14 protein-coding genes are annotated in these 14,699 nt (G+C 56.8%); 5 read left to right on the forward strand and 9 right to left on the reverse strand.

What is annotated here, in order from left to right; translation table 11 throughout:
* Positions 1-63: 63 nt before the first annotated feature.
* The 9 genes from GGR28_RS17290 to GGR28_RS17330 form a co-directional block, all read right to left on the reverse strand.
* Positions 64-318: a nucleotidyltransferase domain-containing protein gene (locus GGR28_RS17290; RefSeq protein ID WP_183497087.1), complete on the reverse strand. Its 255-nt coding sequence runs from the start codon at positions 316-318 to the stop codon at positions 64-66.
* A gap of 87 nt (positions 319-405) precedes the next feature.
* Entirely contained in the window at positions 406-969 is a 564-nt protein-coding gene (locus GGR28_RS17295) for a DUF4256 domain-containing protein (RefSeq protein ID WP_183497088.1), read from the reverse strand.
* Between the two features lie 52 nt (positions 970-1,021).
* Positions 1,022-1,822, reverse strand: coding sequence for a class I SAM-dependent methyltransferase (locus tag GGR28_RS17300; RefSeq protein WP_183497089.1), 801 nt, complete (start codon positions 1,820-1,822; stop codon positions 1,022-1,024).
* Between the two features lie 338 nt (positions 1,823-2,160).
* Positions 2,161-3,378 (reverse strand): DUF3500 domain-containing protein, encoded by a 1,218-nt coding sequence (locus tag GGR28_RS17305; RefSeq protein ID WP_183497090.1) that lies wholly within the window; start codon positions 3,376-3,378, stop codon positions 2,161-2,163.
* A gap of 35 nt (positions 3,379-3,413) precedes the next feature.
* Complete coding sequence (locus tag GGR28_RS17310; RefSeq protein ID WP_221233932.1) at positions 3,414-4,187, reverse strand: hypothetical protein; 774 nt, start codon at positions 4,185-4,187, stop codon at positions 3,414-3,416.
* A gap of 248 nt (positions 4,188-4,435) precedes the next feature.
* Positions 4,436-5,707, reverse strand: coding sequence for a hypothetical protein (locus GGR28_RS17315; RefSeq protein ID WP_183497091.1), 1,272 nt, complete (start codon positions 5,705-5,707; stop codon positions 4,436-4,438).
* 32 nt (positions 5,708-5,739) lie between these two features.
* Entirely contained in the window at positions 5,740-6,351 is a 612-nt protein-coding gene (locus GGR28_RS17320) for a YceI family protein (protein WP_183497092.1), read from the reverse strand.
* 438 nt (positions 6,352-6,789) lie between these two features.
* Positions 6,790-7,170 (reverse strand): DUF2200 domain-containing protein, encoded by a 381-nt coding sequence (locus GGR28_RS17325; protein WP_183497093.1) that lies wholly within the window; start codon positions 7,168-7,170, stop codon positions 6,790-6,792.
* An 84-nt stretch (positions 7,171-7,254) separates the two neighbouring features.
* Positions 7,255-8,013 (reverse strand): DUF6090 family protein, encoded by a 759-nt coding sequence (locus GGR28_RS17330; protein WP_183497094.1) that lies wholly within the window; start codon positions 8,011-8,013, stop codon positions 7,255-7,257.
* A 742-nt stretch (positions 8,014-8,755) separates the two neighbouring features.
* On the opposite strand from GGR28_RS17330, the gene GGR28_RS17335 reads away from it, so the two are divergent.
* From GGR28_RS17335 to GGR28_RS17355, 5 genes are all read left to right on the forward strand, one after another.
* Positions 8,756-9,238: a hypothetical protein gene (locus GGR28_RS17335; protein WP_183497095.1), complete on the forward strand. Its 483-nt coding sequence runs from the start codon at positions 8,756-8,758 to the stop codon at positions 9,236-9,238.
* Between the two features lie 140 nt (positions 9,239-9,378).
* On the forward strand, positions 9,379-10,245 hold the full coding sequence (locus GGR28_RS17340) for a DUF58 domain-containing protein (protein WP_183497096.1): 867 nt from the start codon (positions 9,379-9,381) through the stop codon (positions 10,243-10,245).
* A gap of 346 nt (positions 10,246-10,591) precedes the next feature.
* Entirely contained in the window at positions 10,592-12,232 is a 1,641-nt protein-coding gene (locus GGR28_RS17345; protein ID WP_183497097.1) for an NAD+ synthase, read from the forward strand.
* A gap of 143 nt (positions 12,233-12,375) precedes the next feature.
* Positions 12,376-13,761: a DUF819 family protein gene (locus GGR28_RS17350; protein ID WP_183497098.1), complete on the forward strand. Its 1,386-nt coding sequence runs from the start codon at positions 12,376-12,378 to the stop codon at positions 13,759-13,761.
* An 81-nt stretch (positions 13,762-13,842) separates the two neighbouring features.
* Complete coding sequence (locus GGR28_RS17355) at positions 13,843-14,682, forward strand: SDR family oxidoreductase (RefSeq protein ID WP_183497099.1); 840 nt, start codon at positions 13,843-13,845, stop codon at positions 14,680-14,682.
* Positions 14,683-14,699 lie beyond the last annotated feature (17 nt).

Consider the following 14,699-nt stretch of genomic DNA (forward strand, 5'->3'; position numbering starts at 1 on the left):
TGTTCATAAAATCACGCCTTCACTGACAATACTTTCGTAGAGCGGCGTAGCCCGAAACTGACCTTACCATTCCTCCTTCGACTTTACCAGTGTAGAAATTGCCAATCCATGCTCAACTTCTAAATCAAACAGCTTGTGCCAAAACCGCTGCTCTTCGTTCAAGTCGGCATCGTGGGGGACGATTATCAGAAGATCCCAGTCGGATTCTTCCCCTTCCTGCCCCCTGGCCCTTGAGCCATAGAGGATTATCTCCGCCCTTGGCTCAAGCTGATTGATGCACGCTTTGATCTTGTCCCTTATGCTAAACTGGCTTTCCATCTCTCACAATTTACGGAATCTTCGTTGATCTAAGCTGATAATAAGGTGCAGTACAACAGCCAGTCGACTGAAGTCGACGCTACGCATTCACACCCGCAGCATCCCCCGAAACCCCCGCGCCGCGTAGTACGACTGCGCGCCGTTGTGGTACACGAATTCCCGCCCGAAACGGTGATCGCCGAAGAGGGCACCGCCAAGCTTTCTGACGGCGTCGGGGGTCTTCAGCCAGCTGGAGGTCTTAGTGTCGAAGGGACCGTGTTGCTGGAGCTCCCGGTACTGGTCTTCGGTCAGCAGTTCGATGCCCATGGCGGTGGCCAGATCGACGGCTGTGGTGTCCGGTGGATTGGCTCTGCGCGATTCCAGGGCGGCCCGGTCGTAGCAACAGCTCCGGCGGCCCACCGGGCTTTCCGCCGCACAGTCACAAAAGATATATTCCCCCGTCTCCGTATCCCGGCCCACGACGTCCGGTTCTCCCCCCGTCTGCTCCATTTCGTGCAACGACCACAGTTTTTTAGGGTTCGCTTCGAGGCGGTCTCTCACCTCGGACCACTGCAATTCTTCATGTCGGCTAAGGTTTTCCCCGAAACGCTGCTCGAGACTGCTGAGTAGGGCAGCTTTCTCATCGGAGGATAGCTGAAAGTTAGTTGCCATGTGCCGGTTTTTAGTCTGGTGATCTCGATAGCTCCAAAGTACGGGGTGTTTTCTACGACTTTGTATACTTCATCAACACCCTGTCCCCAACCCGCTCTTCGCCGGCCAATTTAAAGCCGTTTGCTTCTATGGCCGCTATAACATCGCGCCGCTTCATCAATTCATTACACACTTCTTCGTACGGATCCGTCTCCTGCACCGGTTCGTTTACGTAGAGTATGCCCTCTGGCGTCAGCGCATCCTGTATCGACTGCAACATCGCATCTTGTCGCTTGAAGTGGTGGAATGAATTTCGGACGATTATTTTGTCGTAGGATCCTTCCGTCAACTCGACTGATTTCTTTGACCCCCTGACTACGGATATCTTCTCCCCGTCGAGCGACGCCTGTGATGCCGATAGTTTGCGGTTTATGTACTCCAGGTACTTCTTATCCAGCTCATTTACCGCTATCCGTAAATCTTTGTTGAGTATTGCCAGGATTAGGCTGAATGTCCCATCTCCCGCCCCAATTTCCGCTATTCTATCGGAAGACTCAATCCCGTAAAAGTCCAATTCTTTGAATAGTTGCGTATTTTTATTTAGTACGTACGGCGGCTTTTCGCCTAATACGTCTACGGTGATCAGGTCTATTAGCTGATAGTTGGCTGCAATGACCTCCACGTCATTTTCGGTGATCTCCTCGGCGGGTATATAATTCCCGTATACTTTTGTTATATTTTTGAGCACCAAGGAGTTAGGCAAATCGTGGGTCTGCTTCATGCGTACAATATCCCTGGCTAGTATAGCGAATTTTCTTGGGCCAATCCCAATCCCCGCCCATTCTCTTTCAACCTGCTTTAGGTCACTGACCAATTCACTGTTTGTACGTAGTAGTTCACTCCGATAAATCGCTAATCTCTCTAATAACTCCTGGTGACTTATATACTTTTGCTGGGCGAATATGCTAATGGGTATACAGCTCAAAAGTATCAGTATCAATCTAATCATTCACGTCGCGTTGGGGTGTAACATGACACAAGGTAGAACCGTCAGAGGAAACCGTCGATCGGGAAGCGGGGCCGCCCAATCTCCCCCGCAGCTGGACGACTGAAGTCGACGCTACGCCTTACTCCCCGGACCACTGCAGGCCTCGTGTCGGTGGCTATTTTCGGCGAAGCGTCGCTCTGGCGTATTGGTGAATAGCATACAGCTTAATGCGGATGCCGCGCCAAGTGCTGACCCAACAGATCCTTCCCGTAATCATTCCCATTCGGCGTACGCACCAGCGTGTGTACGTGCGCACGGGTGGGCAGGTCGCCCTCCAAAAAAATGGGCCGCTGGTGGTCAAACTCGATCAGGATCACCGGACTCTGGATGCGGTAGTAGAAAGGCCCGATAGCTTCCACGTCGCCGACCCAGGCAAACCAGGTGTCGGGAAGGTGCTGCTGCACTTCGGCCATCTTTATTCGGGCGTGCCCCTCATCCATATTGTTGATGTACTCCCCCAGCAGTTCATTCAGGATGGCCCGCTGGGCGGAAGTGAAGGTCGATACTCGCACGCCCGCGTAGGGCACCACGGCATTGTCCCGAAAGGCACTGGCCTGGGCGTAGTTTTCTTCCTTGCGGTCGTGCAGGGTGGCGGCGGCACGTTGCCGCTTGTCCAGCGATCGATACAGCTTTACCCCCAGTTCCTCCTCCCCAGCAAAGGTGCGGGTACCGGCGCCGTCCCCATCCTCAATGTAGTTTGGCTCCGAACCCAGAAAGGTAGGCGTCATCACGACCTGGTCGCCGACCACGAAGTAGTTGATGATGAGGTGATGACCGTCGAACTGCCACCCCCAGGGTTCCGTCTCGCTGGGTTCCCCCATGAAGGTAAACCAGTACAAATCGGGACCGACAACCTCAAACTCCCCCGTAAGGCGGCCAAGGTAGCCCTCCATTTTCCGGATTTCTTCGGTCTTGCGGAAGCCCTGCGGACTCAGTCCGGCACGTAGGATGTTCAGGCCCAGTTCCCGCTGCGCCGGACTGAGTTCGTTGAGGCCGATACCCTGGCGCTTGTAGTAATTGATGTCGATGTTGGTCCACCGACGCCATTCCTCGTCCTCCAGCGGAAAGCTGCTCGCGGCCCGCTGCTCGTCAGTGAGCGCCGCCCGAAATGTCCGCACTGCTTCCACCAGAGGCGCGGTGCTGACCCCGGTGGCCTGCAGGGTGTACAGACCGGGGACCACCGACCCGTCGGTAGTGACCCCCAGGAAGGCTTCGTCCAGGGCGGCCCGCTCCGGTTCGGAGTCCGCCCGCAACACCGCAAGGGGTGGCGCAGGGGTGGCGCGGCTCGCTTCCGCGGCGGCGGCGGCGGGCGATGGTTTTGTAGAACAGTTCGCCAGGAGAAAGGGGAACAGCAGGAGCAGGAGCGATCGGTGGGGCGTCATCGGGTGAAGATTCCGGCGGTAGAATGTAGGCGATGCTACTGCCGCTCCGCAGCGGGTACTTCCCCGCTCACGCCGCTCAGATCGGGTAGGAAAGTCCACAGCTCCGTTTGCACGCCGTCGGTTACGGCCTCCCAGTCCGTCAGGAATTTCTCGAAACTTCCCTCGCCGTGGACTTCGTTGTACTTCTCCGCAAACCCCGGATCCTCGCCCAGCCAGGCCGACTTTTCAAAGAACGAGATAAAGGCCATGTCCAGGCCGTCCTTGGTGCTCGGAAACTCGTTGGTGTAAATGCCGTACGTATCGTCCGGAAACTTCTCCATCATCATCTTCTGGATGGGTTTGATCAATTCCCGAGCTTCCTGGGACTTGAACCGCTTGATGTCGTAAAAATCCACGAGCAGCTTGTTGACCGTGAAGTCCTTGGGGAAATGACTCAGTTCCGGATGAAACTTCAGGTAGCTAGCTTCGCCCCCGTCCATCAGGTAAGCGTGCACGTTTTCGTTCCAGTCGGCATCGTGGCCTTCCGGTTGGGCCGGCCGGTCGTCGAGCGAACTCCACGGGAAGGGCCCCATTACCCATAGGTAGCTACTGCTGCGCGGACCGTTGGCGATCAGGTACGTCCGCGCGGCATAAGGACCCTCGCCGTGGTACTTCTTGTTGTGGGCCGCCAGTCCCGCTTCGAATTCGGTTATGTGGGCCGGATTCGGGGTCAGCTGTACATTTTCGAATACCAAGTACTCGCCCTCGGCCTGCGCAGTGGCCAGCAGCGGCAGAAAAAGCAGTAAGAGTATCATCGTCTGTTTCATCATAGTGTGTTAGTGGCCCCGCCCTGAGCGGATGACCGGTGAGAACCCCCTTCGCTGAGCACGTCAGTGCGAGCCGGGGTAAATACGTTAAGACTTATATAGGGAGGTGTTGTCCCTAAAGTAGGGAATTCTACAGACAAAGTTGTTTAAACAAGTACAAAGGATTTTCCCATCCGCCCAATTTGCCGGTCGATCGTCTGGTTTGCGGGGTCGCAGGTGCAATGAAATTTGGTGCAAAAGCCGGCCCAGTATCAGAAACTGATGCCCGCCTCCAGGTTGATGCCACTAAACTCCGCTCCCGCATACCTGCCCGTCCACGCCCCACCGGTGTACCGCTGGTTAACGTATTCCAACTTAGTGACGATGTTCTTGGACAAAAACCACCCGCCGCCCACGTTGAAGCGATCGATCTGCAATTCCTCCGCGGCGTTCTCCGCGGTTTTACCACTTACGGTATTGTAGCGTCCGGCCACGTAGAAACGTTCGTCCGTACCGAAGCGGTAGACCACCTCCGCGGCCAGCTGCGTAAAAGCACCCTCCTTGCCGCTCTCCAGTTCGTTGCTGCCCGCAGCCCGTTCGTAGACGCCGAAGAATTCGAGCCCCCGATACTTGACGAACGGATTGATCTGCACCGCGGTCAGCTTAACGAAGCGGGCATTGTAGCGGCCTTCGAAATCGCTTCCCTGGGTACTCCCCAGAGAATCGGGTAAGGTATGCAGCACCTGATAGTACCGGCTGCCCGCGCGATCGCCCCCGTATAGCCAGGTGCCGGTAGTGGTGCCGTGATTGGCGTAAATGGAGGCCGTCAGCCGGAGACGCAAATCGTCGTTTACCTGATTATCCATTCCTACCTTGCCGTAGAAGGAAAGTTGGTTATCCGTATTGTCATTTACTACCACGTTCTGGTTGAGCTTGCCGTTGGTCACTCCCACGACGGCCAGCAACCCATTGTGTTGTAGCGTAAGCTCCCCGAATGCCTCAGTGGAGAAGGCGTCCATGATGTAGTTCCCTACGAAGGGGTTGAAAATGACCCGGGCATTGTCACTTCTGCGCAAGTGGGCATCTCCGTAGTTAAATTCATCCAGTCCGACCCTGATCGTAGCGACCTGCATGATTCCCGCCAGAAAACCGGGCCGAATGAAATCGAGTTTGTCGATCTGCATGTGTCCGCCCTTCACCCACGCTTCCTGGTGGTGTTGGGAAGAGAGGTAGGTGGTGAGGTGCATGCGCACGCCGTCGATCAGTTGCACGTCGAGCTTCAGGTTGGCGGTAGGCAGGTTGAAATTGGATCCCAGCTCCACCAGGTTACTGGCGTCGTTGCGCTGGTTCACACCCTGGAACTGCATGGCGAAGTCACCGCCTACGCGAACGGTTACTCCGTCAAAGGGAACCGTATCGGTTTTGGGAGTTTCAAAGACATTCAGTCCGCGCTGATCGTTAGGACGGAAATACTGCAGACCGGCCTGCTGCGCCTGTACGGCCGTGGAGAGTGTGCAAACGATTAATACGAGTAGAGTTTTCATCAGGGTTGTGATTTATTGGTGAGTAGAGTGAATCATTTAGCTCCGGTGGATCTTTCGTAGGCTACCGCAAACTCCAGGGTGAGGTCGTCCCCGGTTTTCATCACGCCCAGCATGAAGGAGGGGGGCGTCACGCCGTAATCGGTCATTTTGAGCGCATACGATCCCGCGCAGCTGACGATACCGTTTTCGTTGACGATAAGGTCGACGTCCATCTGGATGTCCTTCGTGGTACCCGCAATGGTGAGCTTACCCTGGGTTTTAAGCTGGTATGTGCCGGCTTCGGGCGATACCGTAGCGGAGGAAAGCTGGTACTGTATAGTCGGGTACTTATCCGCCTGCAGTGCTTCGTAGGCGTTCTTGTCGAGCCCTTTGTTGTTACTCTTCAGATCCTTTACCCGCAGGGCGAAGGTGAGCTGCTTAAGAGACACCAGGGTGGGCTCTTTACCGGAAGTGAAAACGAATTCAGCAATCCCAGTAGCGGTATTGGTTTCCATTTCCCAGGCATGCAGGGTGGAGGTGCCCAGCACCCGAATGCTGGTCTCCGTATCATCCGTGATTTCGTAGCGTGTCTGGGCGGACCCGATCGTCGGAAGCCACAGGGAGAATGTTAGCAGAAGCGTCAGGGGGGTGAGGTATTGTTTCATTTGGACGGATTATTGATATTTTCAATGATTAACCCAAAAGTACCCGCACCCCCTCGCAGACGTTATGACGCACGTCAGCTCCCGGGATGATGTTGCACATGGCATCCGCGACCGGATGCCACGAAGTGGGTCGGTTCTCGGCATCCTGCCGGGTCACTACTATCCATTGTGCATCTAATCCGTTTACTGTTGTCTACGCAAGTCCTGCATGGGTTTTTTTGTCATACGTAACGTCTTTTTTAGACACGTGCAAAGGACGCGGATCATCTTGTTGCGCACCGCATTAATGGCCTGCCGTTCAGCTCGGCCCTGGGTTTGCTTAACTGAGACTTTACTTGACTGGATTTGGGATATTAATCGCGGCAGGATGCACCGAACCGTATTGGTTCCCATTGAACGCGTCCTACGGTGCCGGTCACGACGGCTGCTCGTTACTGATCAGGTGGCATCCGGTGGGTTCTTCCGCAGGATCTTATCCATCTTCCGCCCCCTAGCCAGTTCGTCCACCAGTTTATCCAGGTACCTCACCTGCCGGGTCAGCGGATTATCGATCTCCTCGATCCGGTAGCCGCAGATCACCCCCCGGATCAGGTGGGCATTTGGGTTCAGCCGGGCGTTGCGGAAGAAGGTGGCGAAGGTTTGTTTTTCGTCGATGATCGTTTGCAGGCGGTCTTCATCGTAGCCCGTGAGCCACTCGATCACCCGGTGCAGTTCTTCCCGGCTTCTGCCCTTCTTTTCGACCTTCGTTACGTAGTGCGGGTACACGGAGGCGAAGGTCATCTTTTCGATGCGGGCGTGGTGGTCGGGAGTTGCTTTCATAATTTATGGCTTTGAATTCCCTGCGGACCGCAGCTACTCTAAAGTAAGAAATCTCGCACGGGTGTGCCATTGAGTTACCGTGTGTCAGTGCCGCTTTTCTTCGATCAGGGTTAGGATATCGTTCGCTGAGTGGATCAGTCCTTCGTAGATCTCCTTGAGGTTGACGACCTGGTAGTAGCGCACGAGCGTCAGGGCCTCGATTTTGGCGTCCTGGAGAAAGTCCTGGGCTTCTATCGGGGATATGGGCCGCGGATCGTCCTGGTAGTACGTAGCAATGAAGGACTCCCGGTTGTCTCGCTGAATGATGTGCGGGTACTGACTGAGCACGTAATGCTGGTAGTCGTTCTGTATGTTGGAATTGGAGATGTGTTCCCGCTCCTTTGCTCTTTCGGTCAGGGCGTAGTAGTCGAGTATCGCCGTACGCAACTCGGGACTCAGGGACGGAATCTCGTTAGACTGCGTCATGGTTTCCACGGCATTCGTATTTGGGCTAAACTGGAACTCCCGAATCAGGGTGATCAGGTAGGTTTTTATCCGGTCGCTTACCGGGATGATGGTTTTTATCTGCATCAGGGTGGAATCGGCGGCCTGCATGTTGGTGATCATCTCCTGTCGCAGGTTCTGCAACTGGCGCTGGTCTTCCCGCAAGTTTTGCTTTAGCACGGCCAGGTTGTTGTCGATCGAGGTGGCGGTTTTGTTCTGTTCGCTCCAGTCGTTCACCTGCAGGGCGATCAGAATACCAACCACGACGAGCACGATCTCTCCGACCGCGTACTTCAGGTACTTCGCAAACTTGCTCTTTTTCGCCAGCCGGAAGCGTAGTTTTTTAAAGAATCTGAACATCGCTCGTCCGTTGTGATCGGGTTTAGGGTATGACTACACTCCTGCCATCCCCGCCCACGAGCGTACCGCGATCACCAAGCGGGAATACACGGGATCACCCGTTAATGCAATTAAGCTAGCCCTTTTTCGGCCAAAATGCAATGTTGGGGGGTATTCGTAACTGCGGTAGGATGCTACGGATCGTATTGGTTTGTGGCATCCCGCCGCGGTCGCTATTGGTTCGTGGCATCTTGCCGCGGTCACTATTGGTTCGTGACGTCCCGCCGCGGTCGCTATGGGTAGCCGTGAATTTTGCTTTCACACCGCGTCGGTAGATGTTTGTAACCTCCTAATCTTTTTGGTGTGGAATGGTAACCGCGGCGGGACGCCACGAACTGCAAGACCGCGGCGGGACGCCACGAACCGTGAGACCGCGGCGAGACGCCACGAACCGTGACACCGCGGCGGGACGCCACGAACCGCAAGACCGCGGGGGGTCGCCACGAACCGCAAGACCGCGGGGGGTCGCCACGAACCGCAAGACCGCGGGGGGTCGCCACGAACCGTGACACCGCGGCGGGACGCCACGAACCGCAAGACCCCGGCATCTTGCCGGGGCTGGGTCATCCCTACAAAGGTGGATAGTATCCAAAAAATCGCCAGCCGACCAGAATGATAGTTGTGGTCTCGAAGATGTCGCCACGCACCGGCTTACAAACTCCGCCTGCTATTCCGGGTTATATGATCCTTATACCATCTATCCATGCTGAACTCACTGCGCGCCGTTCCCCTCCTAGCCTTCTTATGCCTGCTGGGCTGTTCCTCCTCCGGTGAGGGCAGCGAAGCGGAGTCCTCCGGTGCCAGGACCGTAACCATCGATCCGGACAATGGGAATGAGGCCATGGAAAACACGCTGGCCCTGGAGCCCGGCCTCTACGTAATCGACGGATCGGAATGTGATAATCCGGTTGCTACCGACGCGCGGGTCTGGACCGGCCGCGGACTAGAAACCTCCACAACGCAGGGGTGTACGTTCGAGGTCACGTCCCACGAGGGTATGGTGTACCACGGCCGGCAGTCTTGCGCCACTGCCTCCGACGGCGCCAGCACCACGACCGAACTGTCGATCGAGGTACTCGAGCCGGGCTCCATCGTCCTGACCGAGGCAGGCGAAACGATGCACTTGACCCTTTGTCCGGATGGCGAAGTGCCGGAATGGGTAACGGAAAAGCTTACCGTAGAATAAGGAAGGGGTCAGGACTTGAGCTTGCTTTAGCCGATTTACCTTGCTCCTGCGCGCCGACCGCAAAAAGGCTTCGTACCGTACCTTGGCCCTGCACCACAACGAAGGGAAAGGCAACAACCCAACCAAGGCACCAACTAACCATGGAAACCACCGAACTCCTCAAGCGCGTCCGCCGCATCGAGATCAAGACGAAGGGACTGAGCCGCCAGATCTTCTCCGGAGAGTACCATTCGGCCTTTAAGGGAAGGGGTATGTCGTTCAGCGAGGTGAGGAACTACCAGTACGGCGACGACGTACGCAACATCGACTGGAACGTGACCGCCCGCTCCGGGGAACCCTACGTAAAGGTCTTCGAGGAGGAACGGGAATTGACCGTAATGCTGCTGGTGGACATCTCCAAATCGAGTTTCTTCGGCACGGTAAAGCAACCCAAGAATGAGCTGATCACGGAAATCTGTGCGGTGTTGGCCTTCTCAGCCGCCCAGAACAACGACAAGGTGGGCCTGCTGCTCTTCAGCGACCGGGTGGAGAAGTTCCTGCCTCCCAAGAAGGGTAGGGGACACGTACTGCGCATCATCCGCGAACTGCTTGATACCCGTCCGCAGGGCAGCGGCACCGATATCGGGATGGCCCTGACGTACTTCACCAATATGGTTAAAAAGCGGAGCATCTGTTTCTTGGTCTCCGATTACCTGGCCACCGGCTACGAACGCCCCCTGCGCCTGGCCGCCCGCCGCCACGATCTGGTAGGCCTGCACCTGTACGACCCCCGCGAGCGAGAACTACCCGCCATCGGTCTCCTGCGCGCCGTAGATGCCGAAAGCGGCAACATGCAGTGGATCGACACCGACAGCAAGCAGGTCCGCACCCGCTACGCCAACTGGTACAATGAGAATATGGACTACTTCAGTGATTCCTTCCGGCAAAGTGGAGCCGATACGCTGAGTGTGGAGACGACGGAGGACTACGTGAAGGAGTTGCTGCGGTTTTTTAGGCGGAGGGGGTAGGGATATTGATGCGGCATTGCTCGCTTCGCTCGGGGGGTTAAACGCAGATTTTGGCGGATTCAGGTCGCAGATTCACGCGGATTTGCTCGCTGCGCACGTATTAAAATCCGTGGAAATCCGTGCCCTAATCCGTTCAAATCCGTGATGAAAAAAACTGCCGCGCAGCGGCCAAGTGCATGAATGAAAATCCGCGTCAATCTGCGAATAAAATCTGCTTAAATCTGCGTTAAAAACCTCACCGCGCAGCGGTCTCCTACCCCAGCAAAATCTGCCTAAATCTGCATTGAAACCCCGCCGCGCAGCGGCCACCCCCCCAGGATAAACCCACCTTTCTTACCTTCCCCCCATGAACATAGCCCTCGCCCAAATCAACGTCCACGTCGGCAACTTCGACGCCAACCTGAAGAAGATGCTCGAGTATACCGAGCGCGCCAAGCAACAGGGAGCGGACATTGTCGTATTCCCGGAATTGGCAACGGTAGGCTACCCGCCTCGCGATTTCCTGGAGTTCGACGACTTTATCGATAAGGCCAACGTAGTCATACAGGAACTGGCCAAGGCCGCCGACGGCATCGCGATCGTAGTGGGCTCCCCGACGAAAAATCCCGTAGTGGAGGGCAAGGACCTCTTCAACAGCGCCTACTTCCTCGCAAATGGCCGCATCCAGCAGGTGCAGCACAAAACGCTGCTACCCACCTACGACATCTTCGACGAATACCGCTACTTCGAACCCGCCGCCGAGTGGAACGTGGTGCGCTACCAGGACAAGACCATCGCCATGATCGTCTGCGAAGACAGCTGGAACGTCGGCAACGAAAATCCGCTGTACAAGATCAATCCGATGGACCTGCTGATGGAGCATTCCCCGGACTTCATCATCAACATATCGGCCTCCCCCTTCTCCTACGACCACGCCGCCGAACGCGTCATGGTGCTCCAGGCTAACGTAGACTTGTACAACCTGCCGATGTACTACGTAAACCATGTGGGTGCCCAGACGGAAGTGCTCTTCGACGGTGGATCGATGGTGATCAACCAGCAGGGGGAAGTGGTGGACGAGATGCCCTACTTCGAGGAGTGCCTGCGCGTGTACAACACCGAAGAGGTGAAGAACGGCGACGACATGACCGGCGAGCGGGAGCGCGACAAGATGACCCTGATCCACGACGCCCTGGTGATGGGCATCCGGCAGTACTTCGGTAAACTCGGGTTCAAGCGGGCGCTTTTAGGACTGAGCGGTGGCATCGACTCCGCCCTCGTAGCCGTCCTGGCCGCTCGCGCCCTTGGTCCCGACAACGTCCGCTGCGTGCTCATGCCCAGTCAGCACAGCTCCGACCACAGCGTAAACGATGCCCGCCAGCTGGCGCAAAACCTCGGTTGCCAGTACGACATCGTACCGATCGAAAGCGTCTACCATAGCTACATGGATCTGCTCCAGCCCCACTTCTTCGGGTACAAAGAGGGACTCGCCGAGGAAAACCTCCAGGCCCGCATCCGCGGTATGATCCTCATGGCCTTCAGCAACAAGTTCGGCAGCATCCTCCTCAATACCAGCAACAAGAGCGAAATGGCCGTCGGCTACGGTACCCTCTACGGTGATATGTGCGGCGGCCTCAGCGTGATCGGCGACGTCTACAAAACCGAGTGCTTCGAACTGGCCCGCTTCATCAACAAGGACGGTGAGGTCATTCCCGACAACATCATCACCAAGCCCCCCAGCGCCGAACTGCGCCCCGATCAACTCGACAGCGACAGCCTCCCTCCCTACCCGGAACTCGACGCCGTCCTCTACCAGTACATCGAACTCCACCAGAGCCCCCAGGACATCATCGAGGCCGGTGCTGATCCGCTCCTGGTACAGAAAGCCCTACGCCTGGTCAACATCAACGAATTCAAGCGTCACCAAACCGCTCCCGTACTCCGGGTAAGTAAGAAGGCCTTCGGGATGGGGCGGCGGTTCCCGATTGTAGCGAAGTACTTGAGTTAAGGGGTGAAGGGAATGAGGGAGTGAGGGAATGAAGGAGTGAAGGGGTGTCCGTTCCTCAATCCTTCCTACCTTCAATCCCTCCATCCTTCAATCCCTCCATCCCTCGACCCCTCAATCCTTCGCCCCCCTCAACCCCTGTCCCCTTGGAACCCCTCATCACCAACGACGCGGTCGTCTTCGGCATCTTGCTTACCCTCCTTGCCCTGGTCTTCACGACGGCGAACAGCGAGCGGCCCTTCTGGAAGACCTTTTATACTTACGTGCCGGCCCTGTTGCTGTGCTACTTTTTGCCGGCCCTGCTGAACTGGCCCCTGGGGATCATTGCCTATGACTGGTACGAATACGGAGTGATCGACGCGCTGGCGGAACAGGGAGTGGCGTTGCCGGAGGGGCTGTCGTTCGGGGAGATCAATCGGTACATCGAAGCGCAGGGACTGGATCCGAATGACTTTAGCGAGTATACGGGGCACAGCGCATTATATTTCATGGCGAGTCGCTACCTCCTGCCGGCGAGTTTGATCATGCTCTGCCTCAATATTGATATTCCCGGCATCATCAATCTGGGGTACCGGGCCATCGTGATGTTTCTGGCGGCTACGGTGGGAATCGTACTGGGCGGTCCGATTGCGCTGCTGGTGGTTACTTACTTCTTTCCGGGTTTGATTGACATCGATCCGGACTTACTGTGGCGCGGACTGAGCACCATTGCCGGCTCCTGGATCGGCGGTGGGGCCAATCAGGCGGCCATGCAGATCATCAATGAAGTACCTCCCGGAATTTTCGGGCAAATGATCGTGGTCGATGTACTGGTCGCCAACATCTGGCTGGCCTTCCTACTCTTCGGTGCCGGACGTGCGAAGCGGATCGATCGGTTCATCGGAGCGGACAACTCGGCCATCGACCAGCTCGTCAAGAAGATGGAAGACTACGCCGACCAGGTGCGCCGCATTCCTACGAGCATCGACCTGTACCAGTTGCTCGGAGTTGCCTTCGGGGGAGTAGCATTGGCTCACTTTGGCGCGGATTTGCTGGGACCCTTCTTCGGTCAGTTCGAAGAAACCCTCGAGGCATTGCGCCTGAATACCCTCACCTCTGGCTTCTTCTGGATGGTCGTCCTTGCCACCACCATCGGCTTCCTGCTCAGCTTCACGCGGGCACGACGACTGGAAGGCGTGGGTGCCAGCAAGTGGGGCGGCATCTTCATCTACATCCTGGTGGCCACCATCGGTATGCAGATGAACATCGGCGACGTACTCGATAATTTAGGCCTGTTCGCGATCGGTCTGATCTGGATGGTGGTGCATATTACCGTGTTGTTGGTCACTGCCTACCTCATCAAGGCGCCCTTCTTTTTCGTTGCGGTGGGCAGTCAGGCCAACGTCGGTGGAGCGGCTAGTGCGCCGGTGGTGGCGAGTGCATTTAACCCCGTACTCGCGCCGGTCGGGGCCATCATGGCGGTCATCGGTTATGCCCTGGGCACTTATGGGGCGCTGCTGTGTTCCTACCTCATGGAAATCTCGGTTTCCTGATCCCGCCGTCCGACGGTTCAAGTGCCTAGACGGTTCCAAACCGTCCGGGCGCGGACCGTCGGACGGCTATACCAAAAAGCAATGACTAAAGACAGCATCCTCGTCACCGGCGTCTCTTCCGGCATCGGCCTCACCACCGCCAGTTACCTCCTCAAACGCGGTTTTCACGTATACGGAAGCGTGCGGCGGGGCGCGGGTCCAGCGGAACTCACGAAAGAGCCGGGCTTCACGGTACTGCACTTTGACGTTCGCGATCGCGCGGCCATCCGGGCCGGTATCCAGCGCATTCGGGACGACGGCAATCGCCTCGTGGGACTGGTAAACAATGCCGGTGTCGCCATATCGGGTCCGGTAGAGACCGTCAGTGAGGAGGAGTATCGTCGGCAGTTCGAAGTGAACGTGTTCGGCCTGATCGCCGTCTGTCAGGAGACCCTGCCGCTCTTACATGCGTCCAGGGAGGCCGGCTTTCATCCACGCATCGTCAATATCGGCAGTGTGAGCGGTTACCTGACCTCCCCCTTTACTACGATCTACTCCGCCTCCAAATTTGCCGTAGAGGCCCTGACCGACGGGCTCCGTCGCGAGCTGCTTGCCTACGGCATCGACGTGATCAGCGTTGCCCCGGGACCGGTAAAGACCCCCATCTGGTCAAAGGGCCGCGATCAAACCGAAGCCTTTCGGGACAACCGCTACAGCCACATGCTCGAAAAGCTCGGCCCCTACACCGAAGCCGCCGAGGCCGACGGCGTGGAAACGGAAGTCGTAGCCGCCGCCATCTACGAAGCCCTGACGGCCCAAAAACCCCAACCGGCCGTCCTGGTCATGAAAAAGGGCTGGATGGCCAAACTACTCAAACTAACTCCCAAACGCTTTCAGGACCGCTTCTTCGTCAAACGACTGGCCGAAAACCGCCGCTACTAGTACAATGCGGCCTCCCC

Source organism: Neolewinella aquimaris, assembly GCF_014197245.1.
Classification (GTDB): domain Bacteria; phylum Bacteroidota; class Bacteroidia; order Chitinophagales; family Saprospiraceae; genus Neolewinella; species Neolewinella aquimaris.

Bases quoted from the DNA above. Each gene is read 5' to 3' on its own strand.
- GGR28_RS17290 (WP_183497087.1), bottom strand. From the start codon at position 318: ATGGAAAGCCAGTTTAGCATAAGGGACAAGATCAAAGCGTGCATCAAT.
- GGR28_RS17295 (WP_183497088.1), bottom strand. From the start codon at position 969: ATGGCAACTAACTTTCAGCTATCCTCCGATGAGAAAGCTGCCCTACTC.
- GGR28_RS17305 (WP_183497090.1), bottom strand. From the start codon at position 3,378: ATGACGCCCCACCGATCGCTCCTGCTCCTGCTGTTCCCCTTTCTCCTG.
- GGR28_RS17310 (WP_221233932.1), bottom strand. From the start codon at position 4,187: ATGATGAAACAGACGATGATACTCTTACTGCTTTTTCTGCCGCTGCTG.
- GGR28_RS17315 (WP_183497091.1), bottom strand. From the start codon at position 5,707: ATGAAAACTCTACTCGTATTAATCGTTTGCACACTCTCCACGGCCGTA.
- GGR28_RS17320 (WP_183497092.1), bottom strand. From the start codon at position 6,351: ATGAAACAATACCTCACCCCCCTGACGCTTCTGCTAACATTCTCCCTG.
- GGR28_RS17325 (WP_183497093.1), bottom strand. From the start codon at position 7,170: ATGAAAGCAACTCCCGACCACCACGCCCGCATCGAAAAGATGACCTTC.
- GGR28_RS17330 (WP_183497094.1), bottom strand. From the start codon at position 8,013: ATGTTCAGATTCTTTAAAAAACTACGCTTCCGGCTGGCGAAAAAGAGC.
- GGR28_RS17335 (WP_183497095.1), top strand. From the start codon at position 8,756: ATGCTGAACTCACTGCGCGCCGTTCCCCTCCTAGCCTTCTTATGCCTG.
- GGR28_RS17340 (WP_183497096.1), top strand. From the start codon at position 9,379: ATGGAAACCACCGAACTCCTCAAGCGCGTCCGCCGCATCGAGATCAAG.
- GGR28_RS17345 (WP_183497097.1), top strand. From the start codon at position 10,592: ATGAACATAGCCCTCGCCCAAATCAACGTCCACGTCGGCAACTTCGAC.
- GGR28_RS17355 (WP_183497099.1), top strand. From the start codon at position 13,843: ATGACTAAAGACAGCATCCTCGTCACCGGCGTCTCTTCCGGCATCGGC.